At 49.3% G+C, this 19,763-nt stretch carries 17 protein-coding genes; 6 read left to right on the forward strand and 11 right to left on the reverse strand.

Translation table 11 applies throughout. From position 1 onward, the window contains the following. Positions 1-51: 51 nt before the first annotated feature. Together ACYVK4_RS14165 and ACYVK4_RS14170 are read left to right on the forward strand one after the other, a co-directional pair. Positions 52-432: a hypothetical protein gene (locus tag ACYVK4_RS14165; RefSeq protein ID WP_461128172.1), complete on the forward strand. Its 381-nt coding sequence runs from the start codon at positions 52-54 to the stop codon at positions 430-432. A gap of 104 nt (positions 433-536) precedes the next feature. Then, the gene (locus tag ACYVK4_RS14170) at positions 537-719 is read left to right on the forward strand and encodes a hypothetical protein (protein WP_461128173.1); all 183 of its coding nucleotides are present in this window, start codon (positions 537-539) and stop codon (positions 717-719) included. A 3-nt stretch (positions 720-722) separates the two neighbouring features. Here ACYVK4_RS14170 and ACYVK4_RS14175 read toward each other — a convergent pair whose 3' ends face one another. Next, positions 723-3,104, reverse strand: a complete 2,382-nt coding sequence (locus ACYVK4_RS14175; protein WP_461128174.1) for a C1 family peptidase — start codon at positions 3,102-3,104, stop codon at positions 723-725. Between the two features lie 94 nt (positions 3,105-3,198). Here ACYVK4_RS14175 and ACYVK4_RS14180 point away from each other — a divergent pair, with 94 nt between their 5' ends. Then, on the forward strand, positions 3,199-5,211 hold the full coding sequence (locus tag ACYVK4_RS14180; protein WP_461128175.1) for a tetratricopeptide repeat-containing sensor histidine kinase: 2,013 nt from the start codon (positions 3,199-3,201) through the stop codon (positions 5,209-5,211). Positions 5,212-5,321: 110 nt separating this feature from the next. On the opposite strand, the gene hslU is transcribed toward ACYVK4_RS14180, so the two are convergent. The 5 genes from hslU to ACYVK4_RS14205 form a co-directional block, all read right to left on the reverse strand. Then, the gene (hslU, locus tag ACYVK4_RS14185; RefSeq protein ID WP_461128176.1) at positions 5,322-6,707 is read right to left on the reverse strand and encodes an ATP-dependent protease ATPase subunit HslU; all 1,386 of its coding nucleotides are present in this window, start codon (positions 6,705-6,707) and stop codon (positions 5,322-5,324) included. A 102-nt stretch (positions 6,708-6,809) separates the two neighbouring features. Then, positions 6,810-7,856 carry a type IX secretion system protein PorQ gene (porQ, locus tag ACYVK4_RS14190; RefSeq protein ID WP_461128177.1) on the reverse strand — a complete coding sequence of 349 codons (1,047 nt, stop codon included), beginning with the start codon at positions 7,854-7,856 and terminating at the stop codon, positions 6,810-6,812. 81 nt (positions 7,857-7,937) lie between these two features. Then, on the reverse strand, positions 7,938-8,639 hold the full coding sequence (locus ACYVK4_RS14195; RefSeq protein WP_461128178.1) for a hypothetical protein: 702 nt from the start codon (positions 8,637-8,639) through the stop codon (positions 7,938-7,940). Next, positions 8,636-9,388, reverse strand: coding sequence for an LVIVD repeat-containing protein (locus tag ACYVK4_RS14200; RefSeq protein WP_461128179.1), 753 nt, complete (start codon positions 9,386-9,388; stop codon positions 8,636-8,638). The genes ACYVK4_RS14195 and ACYVK4_RS14200 overlap by 4 nt, the downstream gene beginning before the upstream one ends. 17 nt (positions 9,389-9,405) lie before the next feature. Then, positions 9,406-9,939, reverse strand: coding sequence for a hypothetical protein (locus tag ACYVK4_RS14205; RefSeq protein ID WP_461128180.1), 534 nt, complete (start codon positions 9,937-9,939; stop codon positions 9,406-9,408). Between the two features lie 106 nt (positions 9,940-10,045). Here ACYVK4_RS14205 and ACYVK4_RS14210 point away from each other — a divergent pair, with 106 nt between their 5' ends. Then, positions 10,046-11,632 (forward strand): acyl-CoA carboxylase subunit beta, encoded by a 1,587-nt coding sequence (locus ACYVK4_RS14210; RefSeq protein ID WP_461128181.1) that lies wholly within the window; start codon positions 10,046-10,048, stop codon positions 11,630-11,632. A gap of 159 nt (positions 11,633-11,791) precedes the next feature. Here the strand turns inward: ACYVK4_RS14210 and ACYVK4_RS14215 are convergent, their stop codons facing one another. Continuing rightward, positions 11,792-13,009, reverse strand: coding sequence for an aspartate aminotransferase family protein (locus ACYVK4_RS14215; protein ID WP_461128182.1), 1,218 nt, complete (start codon positions 13,007-13,009; stop codon positions 11,792-11,794). Between the two features lie 232 nt (positions 13,010-13,241). Then, complete coding sequence (locus tag ACYVK4_RS14220; RefSeq protein ID WP_461128183.1) at positions 13,242-13,490, reverse strand: hypothetical protein; 249 nt, start codon at positions 13,488-13,490, stop codon at positions 13,242-13,244. Positions 13,491-13,758: 268 nt separating this feature from the next. Here ACYVK4_RS14220 and ACYVK4_RS14225 point away from each other — a divergent pair, with 268 nt between their 5' ends. Together ACYVK4_RS14225 and ACYVK4_RS14230 are read left to right on the forward strand one after the other, a co-directional pair. Next, positions 13,759-14,958, forward strand: a complete 1,200-nt coding sequence (locus ACYVK4_RS14225; RefSeq protein ID WP_461128184.1) for a hypothetical protein — start codon at positions 13,759-13,761, stop codon at positions 14,956-14,958. 187 nt (positions 14,959-15,145) lie between these two features. Next, positions 15,146-15,937, forward strand: coding sequence for a LytR/AlgR family response regulator transcription factor (locus tag ACYVK4_RS14230; RefSeq protein ID WP_461128185.1), 792 nt, complete (start codon positions 15,146-15,148; stop codon positions 15,935-15,937). A gap of 17 nt (positions 15,938-15,954) precedes the next feature. Here the strand turns inward: ACYVK4_RS14230 and ACYVK4_RS14235 are convergent, their stop codons facing one another. The 3 genes from ACYVK4_RS14235 to ACYVK4_RS14245 all read right to left on the reverse strand — a co-directional run bounded on the left by ACYVK4_RS14235 (position 15,955) and on the right by ACYVK4_RS14245 (position 19,661). Continuing rightward, a complete protein-coding gene (locus ACYVK4_RS14235) occupies positions 15,955-17,004 on the reverse strand; it encodes a sensor histidine kinase (protein WP_461128186.1) in 1,050 nt (349 codons plus the stop codon). Beyond that, on the reverse strand, positions 17,001-18,047 hold the full coding sequence (locus tag ACYVK4_RS14240) for a sensor histidine kinase (protein ID WP_461128187.1): 1,047 nt from the start codon (positions 18,045-18,047) through the stop codon (positions 17,001-17,003). Before ACYVK4_RS14240 ends, ACYVK4_RS14235 begins: the two co-directional genes overlap by 4 nt. A 288-nt stretch (positions 18,048-18,335) precedes the next feature. Beyond that, on the reverse strand, positions 18,336-19,661 hold the full coding sequence (locus ACYVK4_RS14245; RefSeq protein WP_461128188.1) for a glycosyltransferase: 1,326 nt from the start codon (positions 19,659-19,661) through the stop codon (positions 18,336-18,338). Between the last annotated feature and the right edge of the window lie 102 nt (positions 19,662-19,763).

Genomic DNA, 19,763 nt, shown 5'->3' on the forward strand with positions numbered 1-19,763 from the left:
GTTTTCGGGACTAATCCGGGTTGTATCCAACGACTTTTATCCATTAAGCTGATGAATATTTCCCTCTCATACATTTCGTTAGCCGCCGGTATTTTTATGTGTGCAAAGACAGCCCATTCGCAGTCGATACCGGTCGAACGGGTTACAATGCCCGATGTTGGAAGCGGTAGTTTTTTCATAATCGAAGAGCGGGATACCGCCGGGTTTTATCGGCGCACCTACGTAGTGCCTGGTGATTTACGTTCAGTGCCGCCCGTTGGTAAAATAATGCCGAAAGCTAAACAAGCCACTCTACATAAAATGGATCCTGTAAACCATACCCATCAACCCGAAATGGGCGAATTTATGCCTGATTTGGCCTTCCCTGGCCCTTTTATGGGAAAGCCTGTTAATCGTCCGCCCTGGTTTGGGCCATCAATGCCTTTTAAATAAAATATTCACGGAGCGTTCGGTTATAACCTTTCAGCGGCAAATGAGGATTTCCGCTTTAGCTTGTATACATTTAGACTTCTCTTAACTATTTCATTCACTGCATCATGAAAAAAATTATTTCTGCAGCACTTTGCTCAATTGCAGCACCCGTATTGGCTGCTGGACCCGATCAGGCCGGCGGTCGTGATGGGGGTGGACTAATGGGTAATCTGGATATTGTTTCTATCTTGATTGGTCTGGTGATTGGCGTCCTGATCGGATATCTCGTCTGGGGTCGAAAAAAATGACGTCTAGGGGCGGTGATCGATCGTCACTAAAACCGGCACAATGAGTTTGTTCTGTGACCAAATTACTTTCGGGTTTACAGGATGCAAAAAGCCTATTTTCTTAAGCTTAAAGTTTGTCCTTACGGCTGAGGCCATTGGCCCCCCCAAATATTGGGTGCCTGAAGGATCGGCAAAGCGTTGAGAGAAAGGGCTTTTTTGTGTTTGCTGGAGCCAGCGTCTGTAATCATCCAATTGCTGAGCGGGAATTTCGGAAGAGGAGAAAAGAAACAGCAGGAATTCCTTACCTGGGGGGCCCTCTGGCCTCAGGAAGTCTTTTTCCGGGTAAACCATCTGGTTTTTTGCAGGAACAAGAAGCTTATATCCCTGTGAGGGCATTTGCTGAAGAACCGTGTCGGTTGTGGAGCTGGCCGAGATCAGGTACAGATAAGTGGGACGGTTCGTTTTGATGCTGAACTTAAACTTTTCATTGGTGCGCATTGGCCTGGCCAATGTGTAGTTTGTATAGTTATTACGCAGTTTTTCGGTGCGGAAAGGATATCGACTCTGCTGGTCTATCCCCGAAAAAATGGCCAGGTCAACGTCAAAGGATTTGGTGGTATAATCACCAGCTGGCGGTAAGTAGGCCTGGTACCCATATTTGGCAAACTGCCCGAAATTCTGGTAGGACATCCAAAAATAGCCATTGTCGCCCCACAGTTTTCCCCAACTATTTATGATCTTGAAGGCTCCCTTCCCGTTCAATATTTTATCGTCATAGCCTACCACACACATGGCATGACCGAAAGAGAGTGAGTTAGCGTCGAAAGGCTTCCAGGAGCTGGCGGTACGGGTGCTGCCATCGTTAGAGATCAACTCCTGAACGCCCCTTGCCAGGTTTTTTAAAGCCGTCCTTCGAAAAGCCAGTTCCTGCATCGAGTTGGTGGTTTGGATACCTACCACCACCGGCGCATTCTCGGCCAATGCCTGTTTGGTGATCCGAATTTTAGTGGCCTCGTCTTCCGTAATCCGGAATAGTTTTACATAATCCAGAATACGGGCTGAAGACTTGGCAGCTTGTAGATTTGGCCGGTCTTTCAGGCAGAGGTTAGGGTCCTGAAACCGGGCGTCTGAAAAAGGAGGTAAACCATAATTTTTGAGGTAATCCAGCACTGCCCCCGCATCTACGCCAAACGTACAATTTTGGTCATAATAGTCTTTAACCTGATTGTACAGGTAAAAAGGCGAGTAACTTAATTTCAAAATCTCCGCTTTGTTCGTCAGATTTCGCCGATGGGCCTCCAGGATAGACCGCATGTAGTAGCCAATTGAAATGGCCACACAAGTAGCTTTGTCGCCCTGCGAAATAACCGGTGGCGCGTAGGCCGAAAGGTCTTTTCGGACAGGAATGATTTTGGCGTTCAGAACGGGTACTTTCTGAGGCAGAAGACCATACGCTTGCTCATCGTCCAGTAGACCCTGCCAACGGGCCGCTGCCGACGCGGCCTCTGTCGTTTGGATCAACGATGCATTCAGGAATTGGCTGTTACTTGAAGGTTGCCTTGTCGGTTGTCGACTGGTTGACGAATTTGATGACGGACACAATCGCTCGTCAAGCACTACGATTTGTTCATAAGGGTCATTGATGGACCTATTTACGTACATTTGTGTCTTGCTCTTCCAGCTTTTAAATGAAAGGGTGGGTAGTTCACCAGGATTCATTTGACAAAGATCCTTTAATGCCAAACTTAAGCTCCCCGCAAAGGCTGAACTGCTAATTTCCTCCAGGTTGGCCCCAGTCCCTGCACTTTCCGGCGGGCCAATCCGCATGTAAGAAGGTTTTGTAGAAGCCGCACTGCCAAACACCACCAAACCACAAGTGCGGACAAACAACTGCCGTAGTACTTCCCGACTCAAATCGACGGTGCGCCCCACCAAGGCCATGGCTTGGTATGTTTTGACTGCTTCCGGGCTGTAGTCGGCAAGGATCAACCCTAAATGGGCCGACTTAGCCCGCACCCAGGCTGCGACCGAATCGACAGGAAGGCCTCTCTTAAGACCATCGTTCAGTTGCCAGTTGGCAAATTGGTTGGCCGCATTACCCGATGGTAAACCATGACCGCTATAATAGACAATGATGACATCCCGCGGGTGGGTATTTAGTCGGCTCAGCGTTTCCTGAACAGCCTTTTGGGTAAAGCTGTTTGGGGAAAGTCGCGTGATGGTCATTGAAAAATTTAGCCCCCTCTGGATCGTGTGGACCATATCCGTTATCAGTGTGTCATTTCGTAAATTGATGAGCCCCATGCTGACATCATCCGGCTCCATTATATAAATGACGTGAAGCTTCTGGGCGGTGGCTACACTGGAAAAAAGGCTGAAAAGTGTCAGAAAGAGGATGTGTTTCATAGAAGGAAGTCTTTGAGGCTGAAACAAATATAGTCAGATGGGGCTGTCTAAGTCTATACTTGATTTATCTTTGGCCACTACACGATCTCCTCTTATGCGTTCCTACCTGATTTTTGCCTGTTTTTGCCTGTGGTGCCGGGCCGCTACTGCCCAGCAAAGTCTGTCCGACAGTCTCCAGAAACGTCTGAGTCAGCCCCTGCCCGACACTACCCGCGTACTCATACTTGAACAACTAGGCCGTACCCTAATGTATTCGCAACCTTTTATTGCAATGCAGCATAGTCAGGAGGGGTTACGGATAGCGCAGAAAATTGGTTACCAGCGAGGTGAAGCGCGCGTGCTCAACCGGATAGGAACAATTTTTAGAATTACGGGCAACTATGACCGGTCACTGCAGGCGCACCTGGCCGCTATTAGTGTTGCCGAAGTGCAAAATGATCTGGAAGTGCTTGCCCGAACTTACAACAACATGGGTAATCTCTACGTAGAGCAAGCCAATTGGTCAAAATCAATTGAGTATTTCAACAAAGCCCGGTTTTTCGCCGATCAGTTAAACAATGACGAACTACGTCAGATGGCTATTTTAAACCTGGGCTATAACTATGCCAATCAGACCAAACTCGACTCGGCCTTAAAGTACGACCAGCTAGCGTACGGTCTGGGCGTCAGACGTAACAGCAAGGACATTTATATTGAACTGTCGAATTTGGCTAACGTCTATAAGCAGATGGGGCGGTATCCGCAGGCATTGAATTATTACCGACGTAGTATTCCGGCCTGCACGGCCCTTGGCGACAATCGCCTGCTGAGTCAGATGTATTATGAACTGGCCGAAGTTTTTCAAAAAACAAATCAACTCGATTCTGCTATCCATTATGCGAGTAAGTCCTTGCAGGTGGCTAAATCGAGCCACTTGCTGAGGAAAGAAGCCAATGCGTATGCATTTTTGTCGGAACTGCACGAGCCGACCAACCCACGGCAGGCTTTGGCCGATTTGAAGCTTGCCATTACTGCCAAGGACAGTCTGATCAATGAGGAAAAGGTTAAAAACTTCCAAAATATCGAGTTCGCTGAGAAAATGCGTCTGGAAGATGCTCAGCGTCTGGAAGAGGCTTACCGGATCCGTATGACCCTATATGCCCTCGCCGGAAGCATTTTTGTTCTGGTGCTTGTTGCACTGATCCTTTACCGCAACAATAGACAGAAACAGAAAGCAAACGGATTACTCCAGAAACAACGCGACGAAATCAGTGTGCAACGGCAAAAAGCAGAGAACGCGCTTGTCGAGCTAAAATCTACCCAGGTCCAGCTTATACAAAAAGAAAAACTCGCCAGTCTGGGTGAACTCACCGCCGGTATCGCCCATGAGATTCAGAATCCGCTCAATTTTGTCAACAACTTTTCTGAAGTGAGCGCTGAGCTCCTTGAGGAACTACAGGAGGGGCCACTGGAGCAGCTACCCGATTCGGATAAAGAAAACGCTCAGGAAATTGTGGTAAACCTGCGGCAGAATTTGAAAAAGATCACGCATCATGGTCAACGAGCGGGGGCCATCGTGCGAAGCATGCTGGAGCACAGCCGTGCCAGTACCGGCGAGAAAGGTCCTGCCAACCTCAACGCTCTGGCCGATGAATATCTGCGGTTAGCCTATCACGGTATGAAAGCAAAGGGTAATGATGATTTGCCTATACCGTTCAACTGCCGGCTTGTTACTGACCTGGATGCCAATCTGCCGTTGGTCGACGTAGTGGCGCAGGACATGGGACGGGTATTTTTGAATCTTTACAACAACGCTTTTTATGCCATTCGCCAGCGCCAATTTGAAGGAGAAGCCGACTACGATCCGACCATTTGGGTGAGTACGCAGATTGTGGGGAAGCAGGTTATAATACGGGTACGCGACAATGGTACGGGCATTCCAACCTGGGTTGTTGAGAAAATTTTTTATCCCTTTTTTACAACTAAGCCAGCTGGTGAAGGAACAGGACTTGGGTTAAGTCTGAGCTATGATATTGTAACCAAAGGTCATGGCGGAGAGATGACCGTGGATACCAAGGAGGGGGAAGGAAGCGAATTTATCATAAAGCTTCCTGCTTCAGCAAGATAATCCGGTGCCTATGGTCAAAAATTCACCCTGATGATCGCGATCATCAGGGTGAATTTTCACAGGTATAAAAAAGCTCATCTACCTGCTGTTGTTGACAATTTCACTCAGTTCTATAAAATAAATTGACTCAAATCCCGGTTTTTCACCAGACCATTCAGTTTTTCGTTAACAAGCTCTTTCGTTACGACCACATGAGCGTTGGCGCCAATCACATCGGGGATGTCGAACATAAAGTCGTTCATCAAATGACTCAACACCGTTTGCAACCGACGGGCACCAATATTCTCCACGTCACTATTTACCTCAAAGGCAATCCGGGCCAGCTCGCGCAAAGCATCGTCCTGAAAGGTGAGGTCGACGTTTTCGGCCTGTAGCATCGCTTCATACTGCTTCGTTAGGGCATTCTTGGGTTCTTTCAGAATCTGATAGAAATCATCTTCCGAAAGACTTTGCAACTCCACCCGAATCGGAAAACGACCCTGTAGTTCAGGAATCAGGTCGCTGGGTTTGGCTACGTGGAAAGCCCCGGCGGCAATGAACAAAATGTGATCGGTATGAATAACGCCATACTTGGTGTTCACGGCACTGCCTTCTACAATGGGCAACAGATCGCGCTGAACACCTTCACGACTCACATCAGGACCGCCACCGCCATTACCTGATCGGGCGGAGGCTACTTTGTCGATCTCGTCGATGAAGATGATGCCGGCATCTTCAGCCTTACGGATGGCTTCTTCCTTCACTTCATCCATGTCGATAAGCTTGGCCGCTTCTTCTTCCAGCAGAATTTTGCGGGCCTCGGCAATGCTTACTTTGCGCTTTTTGCCTTTTTTGGGCATCATGCCGCCAATCATCTCCTGAATGTTCATCATTGACATGTCGTCAATGGCTCCGCCCATGATACCGATGTTGGGTGTCTGGCTTTGCTGCACATCGATGTCGATTTTGCGGTCGTCCATCTCGCCGGATCGGATTTTCTCCCGGAACCGTTCGCGGGTGCGCTCGTTCAGTTCGGTATCGGCATCTTTTTTCTCGTTCTCGAAGCCCATTTGGCCATTGACAGGCTTAACAGGGGGGATCAGTATATCCAGTATTGCATCTTCTACCAGCTGCTGCGCTTTAACCTGAACAGCCTCTTTCTTGGCGGCCCGGACCATATTGACAGACTGTTCAACGAGATCGCGCACCATGCTTTCGACGTCGCGGCCAACGTAGCCTACTTCGGTAAATTTGGAAGCTTCAACTTTTATGAACGGGGCATCGGCAATTTTGGCTAACCGACGGGCAATTTCGGTCTTACCGACACCCGTAGCGCCAATCATCAGGATGTTGTTTGGCGTAATCTCGCGCTGCATATCGGCTGCGCTATTCATTCGGCGCCAGCGATTGCGAAGGGCGATGGCTACATTCCGTTTAGCGTCGTGCTGGCCGATGATGTACTGATCCAGTTCGGCAACTATTTGCCGGGGAGTAAGGTCTTTGAGTAATTGGGTCATTGAAAATACGGAGCAAGTTGAGCGCTCCTCCGTAAAGAAACGCAGGAAATTAAAAAATGGCTCAATAGCGAGCGAAAATCTACCGGTAACCCAATCCATTCCTTACCGCATCAATCGTTCCAGATCTATTCGTAAAGACAACTGACTGGTGCCCGCCGTGGGGGCCGTGGTGAATCGTCCGTAGGTAAGCTGAAAGGCCTTTGCCTGTACCGATGCCCCAAAGGAAACACCGGCACCGGCACCGGCTGTCGTTAATTTACCTTCCTGATGTTTCTGATGATTATAACCAATTAACAAATGAACGTTTCGATGAATGAGCAGTTCAGCCCCAATACTTAAGTGACGGGCTATTTTCTCCGTTACGCTTGTGGTTGGAGGAATTGGGTTGCCGCTCAAATCATAGCGAATGTTCAGGTTGGGGTCGGTATAGCTAATATCAAAACGCTGAAGATGATGGGCCGTCACCGTTAAACGAATGGGTGCGTGTTCGGGCTTGATGGTCACGCCAGCCTGTAAATCGAAAGGGAGGTCGGCATCCAGCGGGCCGTAGTTTTTTAGGAGGTAGCCAACGTTTTTGGCTACCAGGCCAAACGTCAGGTTCTTTTTAGGGTGCCGCCAGATGCCGCCAATATCGGCTAGAATACCAAACGCTGAATAACTTTCAATAGATGAGCCAACCGCTTTGATGGTTGCCCCAAGCGTGAAATTGCCTTCTGTGCGTGCGTGGCTCAGGCTTAGCGCATAATCGTTGGCCGAAAAGGTCCCCAACGTATTGCCCGTCGGGTCGGTGAGGGCAAACTGTCCGTAACTCAGATACTGTACCCCCAAAGCCCAGCCCGAAAACCGATCTGTTCCCTTTCGCTGGATCGGCAGGCCGTACTGAAGCGTATAATATTTGGATGCGGCCAGATAAGGCATCAGGCTTATCGACAGTTGGTTTTTTTCGACAGAGTCGGCCAGGGCCGGGTTGTTCAGATGATAGGCTCCATCCGGCCGGGTGGCCGTGGCAACCTGCCCACCCAGAGCCGCTACCCGGGCGTGGGTCGGCAGGTCGAGAAACGAAAAGATACGTTGCCCACCCAGCGGCTGAGCGACCGTTAGAACAGGCCACAGAAAGACCAGAAGCAACAAAACGGTACGGACTCTCAAGCGGAAATCTGTCGAAGTTTTTGCAAAGAAAGTCATTTTTTGCCCAGAGAAGGCTTGCTGTCCAATCAATGGGTTAATTGACTAGAAGGCATAGCCAAGCTTTATACCGTATGAAAGGCTGATGATTGGATAGGGAGAATTGGTAAAGGGGTCAAACAGGGTAAAACCTCTGGATTCGTAATAATAATAGTTTGCTGGCTGGACATACCGATCAAGACTACGCCAACGGACCCCCAGACCACCGTAAAAGTCGCCCACCAGCCGATGGTTCGGAGAAAGGAAAAACTGCCGGCCGAATTTAACGTGACCGCCCCAAACGTGTTTGGTAATGGGTGAAGAGAAACGCTGATAATACTGGCAGTCTCCCAGATCGCACCCAACGCCAACTGTGCCCTGTTCACGGGCGGTAACTTGTTTGAAAAGTCCCTCCATTGCCACGTAGGGGCCAATAGGTCCGCCCCGCCAATAGTACCGCCATTCGATGCGGCCGCGCCAGTTTTCGGTGTTTGTATACCGGGTGCTGGTAGACGTCTGCCAGAGATTCATTCCCTGCCAGCCATAACCCGCTTCAATATGAATCGACTGCCGCTGACCAATCATGCGTTCAACACCGAACTGAATGGTATTGCTGGGGTCGAATAAGCTGAGTGGTGCGAACTGAACAACCCACTTTGGCTCGCGTTCGGTCTCTAGCGTGGGCAGCCGGGAAATGGGTTGAGCCAGTAGAGACAGGGGGCCCGCGCTCAAAAGGGTTAGCAAAGCAACCAGGCGTGACATTCTCATGGCTGAACAGGGATGGTGCTGAGCAGTTTCAGTTGGGTGATGTCGGCGTAGCTGTACTGATAGATACCCTCGGGACCCGTGACAATCAGCTGTTTTTTTGCCGGTATCACGTCGTAGGTTTTTGTGTTGTAAAAGTATTCCAGTTCCTTCATGTTCATCGGGTCGCTAATGTCCAGCACCCGAAGGCCGTAATCACCCTCGCCCACAAACAGCAGATTGCCATCGACACCCAGGCCGTGTGGATTGGTCATTGGATAACTTCGCACCAGTTTTGGGGCGGCCAGATTGCTGATATCAATGATATCCAGATTGTTGACGGAAACCGACTGATTGCGGCAGTTGGTGCCGCTCCGGGTGGTTACATAGGCATAATTTCCCTGCACAACAACGGGGTCGCAACTGAGCACATGGGTATACAAACCCACTGATTTAGGGGCGTTGGGCTGGTTAATATCATAGATATACATACCCGTCTGGGTGCCAATGAACAGGTTGTTCCGGTAGGGGAATATTGTTTCGACGCCAAAGCCGAGGGACGTTTTGCTGCCCTTCTGGGGTACGCTGCTTGTGGTAATATCGTAGGCTTGCAAAGCCGTGTTGCTAACGGTATACAGGGTGTTGCCGCTGATGGTAAAGCGGGCTGTGGACCCACCAATGCCTGAACCCGGCGAAGGGGCGTCGCTGCCGCTGTCTTTTGAACAGGAAGCCAGCAACCCCAGAAGTGTGAACAGGTAGATGAATTGTTTCATGCGTGTGGCGTAGTTGTTTACCGATAACATTGTGGGTTTGCGAGGGTAGTTTTCTCCCAACGGATTACCGCACCTTTAGTAGGGTCAGCGCATTCAAAACGAATGTTGGTCGCCAGCGGATAGGCGTTATAGTCGAAAGCGTTTTCGATCCGTTTCACCATCCGCACATTGGCCGGATTAGCAATGTTGAGCGCAACAAGGTCCGTCACGTTGTCGGCGTAGAGAACGCTGTCCTTTATTGCTAATTCCTGATTACCCAGAATGGCAATGAATGATAAGTTGACTGGCTTTTCAGGATTGCTATTATCCAGAATATGAATACCCCGGCCTGGCTCATTGATGAAGAGATATTTGTCTTTGACATAAATTTTGCCCACGTTTTTCAAGGGCTGTGGGGCCAGCGTCTGTATCGAACGGACGTCGGCAAAAGGCGCATAGACCGGCCGGTACACATCGCCGGTAGTGGGTGGAGTAGGCGCATAAGGGCGACCACAACTGTCGAGGAGGAAGCAAGCGGTCAGCCAAAAGTACGGGTGTAGATATCGGTTCATGAACGTAGTCTGATAAATAAATACAGGAGACAAGAACAGATGAAAACGTTGGAATCCGCAAGAAAAATTAACTTTGTTCCTACTTGATTTCGATACCGAAAACCTCATGCAGACTGAAACCCGTCCTGATACGCATTCCGACATAAATCCAAAACTGTCAAAAACTGAAATTCTGGCCAGCAAGAATGCCGAAGCTGAACTCGGTGGCGGACAAAAACGGATTGATGCTCAACATAAAAAGGGGAAACTCACCGCTCGGGAACGGATTGCGTTGCTGATGGATGAGGGCTCGTTTGAAGAAATCGGTAAGTTCGTTATGCACCGCACCCGCGACTTTGGCATGGACAAAGAGCACTATTTAGGCGACGGCGTTGTAACGGGGTATGGTACTGTCGATGGCCGCCTAGTGTACGTTTTTGCGCAGGACTTTACCGTGTTCGGTGGAGCGTTGTCAGAAACCCACGCTGAGAAAATCTGTAAGCTGATGGACCTGGCTCTGCAAAACGGTGCCCCGTTGATCGGGCTGAACGATTCGGGGGGGGCGCGTATTCAGGAAGGTGTTTTGTCGCTGGCGGGGTATGCGGATATTTTTTATCGCAACACGCGGGCGTCGGGGGTTATCCCGCAACTATCGGCCATCATGGGTCCCTGTGCGGGGGGCGCGGTTTATAGCCCGGCTATCACCGACTTTATTTTTATGGTCGAGAATACCAGCTACATGTTCGTGACGGGGCCAAACGTAGTAAAGACGGTTACGCATGAGTCGGTTACCGCCGAGGAGCTGGGAGGAGCCAGTACGCACAGTACGAAATCGGGCGTTACACATTTTTCCTGCGCCAATGAACTGGCCTGTATTCAATCGCTCAAGCAGCTGCTGAGTTATATCCCGCAAAACTGCGAAGATGAACCGCCGATGTTGGCCTACGAACCCGCCAACGAACTTCGGTCGGCGCTGAACGCTATCATTCCCGACAATCCGAACCAACCCTACGACATGCGTGAGGTGATCGAGGAACTGGTCGATACAGGCAGCTTCATGGAGGTTCACAAGAATTTTGCCGAAAATATTGTTTGCGGGTTCGCCCGGATCGGTGGCCGGAGCATTGGTATCGTTGGAAACCAACCGGCGGTGCTGGCGGGTGTGCTCGATATTCACGCCAGTACAAAAGCCGCCCGTTTCGTTCGCTTCTGCGACTGCTTCAACGTGCCGCTTCTGGTGCTCGAAGATGTACCCGGTTTTCTGCCCGGAACTGACCAGGAATGGAACGGAATCATCACCAACGGCGCCAAACTACTATTTGCTTTCTGCGAAGCCACGGTGCCGCGCGTCACGGTAATTACCCGCAAAGCGTACGGTGGGGCCTACGACGTCATGAATTCCAAACACATTGGTGCGGATATGAACTACGCCTGGCCATCGGCTGAAATTGCCGTAATGGGAGCCAGCGGAGCTGCTGAAATTATCTTCAAACGCGAAATCGCCGAAGCAGAAGACCCTCAGTCGAAATTGCAGGAGAAAGTGCTGGATTACACCGAAAAGTTCGCTAATCCCTATCGGGCCGCACACCGGGGCTACGTCGATGAAGTGATCATGCCCGACCAGACCCGTCAGAAACTGATCCGGGCATTTAAGATGCTGGAAAATAAAGTGGCTACCTTGCCGAAGAAGAAACACGGAAACATTCCGTTGTAAGGCAGCCGCCCGATTTTCTTTTCTAACTCAGAATAAAACGAACTCTATGACGAATTCAACCCCCAAAAAGTCGGGCAGTATTGTGAAAACCGCGCTGATTGGTTTATTGATCATCTTTGGCATTGCACTGCTGGTAGGCACCCTCACGGTGCTGTTTCCTTAGGCCTTTGTCACAGGATCGATGGCCTCAAGAATCACTGAGCAGGCTTCTCTGATTTCAGCTTCTGTAATAATGAGTGGCGGGGCCAGGCGCATTGAGTTGTTGCAAAACAGAAACCAGTCGGTGATGACGCCCCCTTCTATAGCGCGGTCGATAACGGGTTTGAGTACATCGAATGAATCAAACTCAACCGCCAGCATCAGCCCTTTGCCACGAATCTCCCGGATAGCCGGGTGTTTGAGTAACTGCCGGAACAACTGACCTTTCCCTTCAGCTTGCTCATGTAATTTTTCGTCAAGAATAACGCGTAACGTGGCCAGCGACGACGCACAGGAAACCGGATGCCCGCCAAAGGTGGTGATGTGGCCCAGAATGGGATTATTTCTGAAGACGTTCATGATGGCTGCCGAGCTGATAAACGCCCCAATAGGCATACCACCGCCCATGCCTTTCGCGCAGAGTAAAATATCGGGCTGAACGCCAAAGCCCTCAAACGCCCAAAAAGTACCCGTCCGGCCAAAACCAGTTTGTATCTCGTCAAAGATCAACAGCGTACCCGTTTGGGTGCAGCGCTGGCGGACCGCCCGAAGGTACTGCGCATCGGGAACGCGTACGCCCGCTTCGCCACCGATCACCTCCATCACTACAGCCGCTGTCCGATGAGTGATCTGATCAAGTTCGGGTACATTGCCAAAATGAATATGCCGAATATCGGGTAGGAGCGGACGGTAGTTGCGTTTGAAATTCTCGTCGCCCGACAACGAAAGGGCGCCCTGGGTTGATCCATGATAAGCGTTGAAACAACTGACGATCTCGGTGCGCCCGGTGTATCGTTTGGCCAGTTTCATGGCCCCTTCAACCGCTTCGGTGCCGGAATTCGTAAAATAGACGGTGTCCAGGGGGGATGGTAAGGTTTGGACCAATGCCTGAGCCAGCTCGGTCTGTGGCGTCTGCACATATTCGCCATAAACCATCAGGTGAAGGTACTTGTCCAGCTGGTTATGGATAGCTTCCAGCACACAGGGATGCCGATGGCCGACATTACTGACACCAATTCCCGAAATCAGGTCCATATACGACTTCTGATCACCTCCTCTATAAAGGTATATACCCTCGGCCCGCTCAATTTCCAGCGCTAACGGGAAATCGGAGGTCTGAGCGATGTGCTGAAAAAATAATTGCCGGTTGGTGACCGTATGTGTGACAACAGGACTCATGAGCGTACTTACGTTTACTATCATCGACTCAATACTGGGCAAACTCCGTATAAAGATTCGTTTGCCAGGGGCTGGATAATCTGCCTGAGTGATTGATAAAACCACTGTTACGTGGCTTTATTGTTAATGATTTGATTTCCCGAAGGGTTCATTCAGGCAGTAAAAAAGCCCGGTCAGTGTGACCGGGCTAGGGGTATTCATTGAGTTAATCAAGTGGATATGCTGTCTAGTATCAGGCCATAACAGCCTCGTCAAATCGTGTTTTAAGCTTTTTAAAATGCTTGAAAGAGAATGACTTGGCCGCTTTCTGACTAGGATGTAGTTCAGATTCCTGGTAGTGTCGGCCATTCGTAAGCAGATAAAGTGTGGATAGGCCATCGTTATTTATCCGGGCGTCAATATCAATTATCTCGTCAAGGGTTGGCCGAGACTGATTATCGATAAAGATCACCTGATCACCGATGTGGTATTTGTGCTGCATAGTATTATGTGGAGATTAAAAATAAAAAGATGTTGATATTTTATACAATTTACGTAAAGACGTGTAATTCCTAGTTAACCTTTAGACTTTCTTTTTTACGCAGGTAACGCAAATTTATTTTTTGGTAGGAAAGCCAATTCTCTTACAGCAATAAGGATATAATTTCAAACCTGTGTACAACGGTTTAATGGTAAATAGGGTCTTTTGACCATCTTTTAACCTGTATTAACTGGTGACCCAGTAATTGGGAATCCATGAACCACTCCATATGAAAAAAGCGCTCCTTTTATTGCTGCTGAGCCCGAGCCTACTTTTTGCTCAACTTTTAAAAATTACCCCACAGGATACGCAGCGAAAGCGTTCATATCTACTCATGCGAGACGGAAGTTTCTTGCAGGGGCGCGTCATACGGCAGGATAGTTCGATGATTGCCGTCCGGAAAAACGATGGGTATCTATCCTTTGTTGAGGCTGATCAAATCGTGCGTATTTCAGCCACCCGGCCCAAGGAAACGGCTAACCTGGCCGAACTCCCGGTTACTACGGTGTTTATCCTGAAAGATGGTTCCCGGCTTGAAGGGAAATTCATCCGGCGCGATAGTACCATGATTACCGTTCGTAAGTCAAATAACCAGCTAACTTATTTCGAGCCTGAACTACTTGTGCGAGTGGATACGCTTCGGGAGGGGCCAACGGGTCAATTTGCGGCTACCGATCGGGTTTACGCCAACCAATTCTCGCCCTGGTTGTTGACCGGGCAAACCGCCTTTACTCCCGAAAAAGGACAAGTGTATTACCGAAACACATTAGTGGCCCTCAATGAAATTAGTTACGGGATTACACGTAACTGGAGTGTAGGAGCTACTTTTTTAACCCCGGGGACTTATGTGTATCTTCCTGACTTTTATGCAGTCAATGGGTTTTTGCCCACCTATTCCCAGCTTTTTTCAACGCTTAGACTTCCGATTGGTGATCGATTCCGGTTTGCTGTGAACGTAACCTACCTGGACAGATACGCCTTAAGTAGCAAAAGACGGGGTGCGTTGACCTACAAGGCACTGGCGACAATTGGGACAAGCCAGCGAAATGTTACGCTTGGCGCTGGTCTTATCAACCGGGGAAACATCCGTTATTACTATGGCCAACCTATTTACTCTTCGTCAATGCCTTCCTATTTTGATGTTAATATTCCGGATCAGGTATTTTTCACCCTCGGTATTATGCAGAAAATCTCACCCCTTCTATCGCTGATCAGCGATACCCAAATCAACCTGGGAACGAATAACTTTTACTACGATGACCATTCTGAATGGTCATCTTTTTCGTTTGCCTTACGACTGGATCGTAGTCGGCACGCCTTTGACCTGGGGTTATACAGCCTTTTATACGGACATAACAATGCCTATAACGGACAGCGGTTTCGCTTTTTGCCTTATCTGGGGTATAATGTTCGTTTTGGTAAAAAATAATTCCCAATCAGTACCTTCTGACGGGATGAAAGGTTGTTTGATGGACTTATTGTATACAGTTCATGGCAACTTCGTGCTGGTTCAACCGCTACTTTGTCGGTTTGATGACGGGTGCTCTTGGGCCTTTGTCGGATGATTTGCTAGATTTATACCATTTCGAGTGCGTATAGATAGACCTAAAGGCGGCATGAACGTTTTGATAATTGAAGATGAAGAACTAGCGGTTCGCAAACTGACAAAACTGCTTCAGGATGTTGACCCGACCCTGAAAATTGTGGGAACAGCTGCCAGCGTAAGGGCTTCTGTCAGTTGGCTTCAGGCCAATTCGCCCGGGAAGCCATCGGCCCCGGATCTGATTCTGATGGATATTGAACTGGCGGATGGCCAGAGCTTCGAGATTTTTGAGCAGACCACGGTAACGGCTCCGGTTATCTTTACAACCTCCTACGATGAATATGCGCTGAGGGCCTTTAAAGTGAACAGCATTGATTACCTGCTTAAACCCATCAAACGACATGAACTCGAAGCCAGCCTGGAGAAACACAAGCGGCTGAGTACCGGTTATACTCCCGAAGCCGCCCCGCAGCTCTCTATCGACGCGCTGGTGCAGCAACTCCGACAGCAGGTAGCGCCCGCCGAACACCGACGCCGGTTCCTGGTGCGTCACCTGTCGCAGTGGGTGCCCATTGAAGTTAGTGACATTGCCTACTTCCATTCTGAAGAGGGGATAAGCCTTTTCCGCACCCGAACCAACCAGAAGTTTTCGGTGGATTACACCCTCGATGAACTGGAAGCCATGCTCGATCCGGCACAGTTTTTCCGGGCGAACCGCCAGTTTATCGTCGATATCAATTCAGTGCAGCAGATACACCCTTACTTTAATAATAAACTAAAGCTTACGCTCAAGCCCAATACCGATGAAGAGGTACTGGTTAGCCGGGAGCGAGCCACGGATTTTAAGAAATGGATGGGGAAATAGGGGTTGTTGCCTGCTGTTTATCCTGCTTCAGTCATTGTTCCCTCTTGTATAAGTGGCAACCCGACTGTAAACCAGCCGGACTGATCTTCAATTTCCATCTCCCCCTGACTCAACAACTGGTATCGGGTAGCTAAATTATCCAAACCTGATCCCATGGTGTCGACCCGTATGATCTTGGGCTGAAGCGTATTGGCGACGTGCAGTCGCTGATCGGACGTGGTATAAATACGTATATGCAGGGGCTTATCGGGTAAAATGACATTGTACCGAACGGCATTTTCGACCAGAACCTGAAGTGTAAGAGGTGGTAAGCACAGTGCCATGTGTGCCGGGTCGATAGCCAGTTCCAGCACCAGACCAGTTCGGTAGCGGGTTTCCAACAGATGAAAGTACGAGCGGATAAAATTTACTTCTTCGGAAAGGGTTACCAACTGTCGTTCGCTGGCCTGCAGCAGGTAGCGAAAAACAGAGGTCAGCTCGTCCAGAAACGTATCTGCCTGACCAGCATTCTCAGCAATTAATGAGGAGAGTGAATTGAGGCTATTGAACAGAAAGTGCGGGTTTACCTGGTGCTGCAACGATGCCAGCTGACTTTGGAGCGACACCTTTTCGAGCGTGTTCGTTTCGATCGTTTCCCGTTTCCATTGCCGCAAAATGTACAACCCTTCATAAACGGCAAAATAGATGAAATGGTAAAAGATCTGGATGCCGATGTTTCGGCTTAACTCAACAGCACTGCTGAAATACAGAAACTTTCCGTCGATCAGGAAGCGGGCCGTAAGTCGGATGACCCAGGCGAAATTGACCAGAAACGGGAGCGCGATGGCCAGCCAGAGCAACCGCCGTCGGGTGTTGGCCAGGCCCGGGTTGCGGTGTTGGATCTGCAAAACCACCCAGCGGGCTATCTGCCAGCAAATTATCCCCATTGTCAGGGCGATGGCGTCGTTAAAGAGCGATGTTTTGGGTGGTAATTTGAAATACCAGTCCAGACGGAAAAAAAGGGCTACGAAGAGATAAAGCCCCACCGGGCCAAGCAGACGGAGTCGGAGGTCGGACGTCGGTTTCATGAGGCAGCGTTGGGCTCGGCTTGGCTGGAAAGTAACGGAAGTGTAATCGTAAACTGGCCATCCACTTCCTTGATTTCGACCTCACGCTGCCCCAACAGTCGGTATTTGGTGGCAATGTTTGCCAGCCCTACTTTATTGGAAGGCACCGCTGTCTTTTTGCGTTGTAAATTGTTCTGCACAACCAGCGTCTGCCCCTGCGTTCGAATCGTAACCACTAACGGACTTTCGGGTAAAATGACATTGTGCTTAACGGCATTCTCGACCAGCAACTGTAACGTCAGCGGTGGTATTTTTCGCTCCATCTGCCAGTCATCGACCTCAATTTTCAGGTCGATCCCAACTCCATACCTGGTTTTAAGCAATTGAAAATAAGAGCGAATGAACTGCAATTCTCTGGCCAGTGGTGTTAACTCCTGTTCGTTGGCCCGCAGCAAATACCGATAAACGTTACTGATCTCATCCACAAAGTTTTCTGCCTGCCGGGGATTCTCGTAAATGAGCATCGACAGTGAATTGAGGCTGTTGAATAGAAAGTGAGGATTGATCTGGCTCTTTAAAGTATCGAGCTGATGCTTTAGCTTGTTTTTCTTCAGCTTTTCATTTTGCTCATACGTGAATTGCCAGGCCCGCATCACATAGCTGCCTTCGTAGATCACAAAATAGACACAATGGTAAAAAATCTGAATACCCAGGGCGTAGGTATAGGCGGGTAATGTCGGCCAGATAGCCGCACCATTCACGGTGATTTGAGCACATTGCCGGACAAACCAGGCAATATTGACCAGTATGGGCATAAGTACCCCCATCCAGAACAGCCGTTTGCGCGTGTTGGCTAATCCGGGATATCGTTGCTGAAGTTGTTTGACCGACCAGCGGGCCAGGTTCCAGCAGAAATAACCAGCTGAAATCGCGATCAAGTCAGAATAGATCAATTCGTCGACCGGTAGTTCTAAATACCAGTTCAATCGAAAAAAAAGCGTACCCACGAAAAACAGGATCAGTGGGCCAATGATGCGTAACTTTCGGTCGTTAATGATCTCCACAGAATATAGCTGGCGAAATAAAGCAACAATTTCAGGTATTCTGCTCAGGAAAAGGGCTCAAGTCTTCCGTCATAAACATGGCAAGGTTAACTGTACGTAACCAATTGTCATTCAGTATAGTCAAGTAGGCAGCGCGTTAATTTTTTGAGTAAATATACTAATCAAATAAACACATCAACACGTATGTCAAGTCTTCGGTCGGGGAGAGCAGACGTAGGTATTGATGTGTTTGACAAAATCGGTTTTTGATAATTTTTCTGTTCCGGTCAGGATAACGATCAGAACCTTTTATAATAGGCTTACCAGCTCAGGTTCAGCCAGTGGGGCCAGAAGCGTATGTATGTATTTCTCCGCCAGTTTGTTGGGCTTGTAGCTGCTAAATTCCTGACTCATCTTACGGACGTTCTGGCGATAAGTTTCGTCCCGTAATATGGTCTCAACGGCTTTGCGAATGGCGTTGGGCTTCGGAGTTTCGGTCTTCAGGTCGATGCCGACTTTACAGTAGCCAATTCGGGCGGCTATCTCATTTTTCCCTTCATGAACCCCGGCCGCAACGATGGGTAGATTGTGTTGAAGGCCCAGCATAACTCCGCCGTAGCCCCCATTCGTTACATATACGTGTGCATAGGGCATTACGGCAGTAAAGTCGATGAAATCGTCGATGATGATATTTTCCTGAGGGAAACGACCACGTAACTCCGCCGTTCCGGAGCCGCCCGTTGTGGCAATGACCAGCGTGTCGGGATCATTCTTGAAGGCTTCCAGGGTTGGAACAAGTAATTTTTCGGTGTTGCGCTCCACGGTTCCCTGAGTGACTAAAATGACTCTTTCGTACGTCAACGCTTTTGCCGCGTACTCGAAGGCGTGTTTTTGTGACTTGCTGTAGGGCAGTAAAGGACCAACAAAGCGGACATTCGGACTGATTTTTTTGCGCGGGTATTCCAAACTGGGTACGCCACTTTGCAGGTAAACGTCCGCCGTCCGCACCACCGAATCGAACAGGAATCCGGTGTCAGGCTGTAAACCATAGGTCCGCCGAATCTGGTTATGTAAGTCGGTGGACGGTTTGAACATGACTTTCTGAACCAGATAGCGCAATGCTTTTTGTGCCAGACCGCCCACAATACCGGTCATGGGTTGCAGGCCCAGACCCGAAGGGGGCAGCAGTTCATCCGTTTCCACAAGCGGCACCACACCCACCGAAACGGTTTTTACATGGAAACGATCCTTTATAAACGGCCCTGCAAAAAAAGCGACATCATGGACCAGCAGATCGAACGGCCAGTCCTGTTGGATGTTGGTCAGGTCTTCGATGAACTCCGGAACGCGGAGTAAGAACAACTGTTTTATGTCGAACTGTAATTTGGCAATTGTCCCTTTAATGTTGTCCCGTTCCGGAAAAAGAGTGTCTATGTTTTCCTGATTGACCGTTTGGGCTTTGACAAACGGGTAGTGGTGCAGGCCAAGTTTACGAACTTTCTCGCCATAATGGCCGCCCACATACCAGCGGACGTCGTAGCCAATGTTATTCAGGTGAACGGCCAGGCTGGTAAGCGGACTAAAGTGGCCATCCATAGGCATGGTAGCAAAAAGGATACGTTTTGATGTTTTCATGAGTAGTTGTTGTTTTTGTTAAGCAAAATTGGGTTGTCGGGCGTATTCACTCAATCCTAAAGGGGTTGAAACGTAAAAAGCCGCGGATGAAGCGGCTTTCAT

It is taken from the genome of Spirosoma aerophilum, assembly GCF_054782495.1.

Bases quoted from the DNA above. Each gene is read 5' to 3' on its own strand.
- ACYVK4_RS14230 (WP_461128185.1), top strand. From the start codon at position 15,146: ATGAACGTTTTGATAATTGAAGATGAAGAACTAGCGGTTCGCAAACTG.
- ACYVK4_RS14165 (WP_461128172.1), top strand. From the start codon at position 52: ATGAATATTTCCCTCTCATACATTTCGTTAGCCGCCGGTATTTTTATG.
- ACYVK4_RS14205 (WP_461128180.1), bottom strand. From the start codon at position 9,939: ATGAACCGATATCTACACCCGTACTTTTGGCTGACCGCTTGCTTCCTC.
- ACYVK4_RS14225 (WP_461128184.1), top strand. From the start codon at position 13,759: ATGAAAAAAGCGCTCCTTTTATTGCTGCTGAGCCCGAGCCTACTTTTT.
- ACYVK4_RS14170 (WP_461128173.1), top strand. From the start codon at position 537: ATGAAAAAAATTATTTCTGCAGCACTTTGCTCAATTGCAGCACCCGTA.
- ACYVK4_RS14210 (WP_461128181.1), top strand. From the start codon at position 10,046: ATGCAGACTGAAACCCGTCCTGATACGCATTCCGACATAAATCCAAAA.
- ACYVK4_RS14200 (WP_461128179.1), bottom strand. From the start codon at position 9,388: ATGAAACAATTCATCTACCTGTTCACACTTCTGGGGTTGCTGGCTTCC.
- ACYVK4_RS14245 (WP_461128188.1), bottom strand. From the start codon at position 19,661: ATGAAAACATCAAAACGTATCCTTTTTGCTACCATGCCTATGGATGGC.
- ACYVK4_RS14235 (WP_461128186.1), bottom strand. From the start codon at position 17,004: ATGAAACCGACGTCCGACCTCCGACTCCGTCTGCTTGGCCCGGTGGGG.
- hslU (WP_461128176.1), bottom strand. From the start codon at position 6,707: ATGACCCAATTACTCAAAGACCTTACTCCCCGGCAAATAGTTGCCGAA.
- ACYVK4_RS14180 (WP_461128175.1), top strand. From the start codon at position 3,199: ATGCGTTCCTACCTGATTTTTGCCTGTTTTTGCCTGTGGTGCCGGGCC.
- ACYVK4_RS14215 (WP_461128182.1), bottom strand. From the start codon at position 13,009: ATGAGTCCTGTTGTCACACATACGGTCACCAACCGGCAATTATTTTTT.
- ACYVK4_RS14220 (WP_461128183.1), bottom strand. From the start codon at position 13,490: ATGCAGCACAAATACCACATCGGTGATCAGGTGATCTTTATCGATAAT.
- ACYVK4_RS14195 (WP_461128178.1), bottom strand. From the start codon at position 8,639: ATGAGAATGTCACGCCTGGTTGCTTTGCTAACCCTTTTGAGCGCGGGC.
- ACYVK4_RS14175 (WP_461128174.1), bottom strand. From the start codon at position 3,104: ATGAAACACATCCTCTTTCTGACACTTTTCAGCCTTTTTTCCAGTGTA.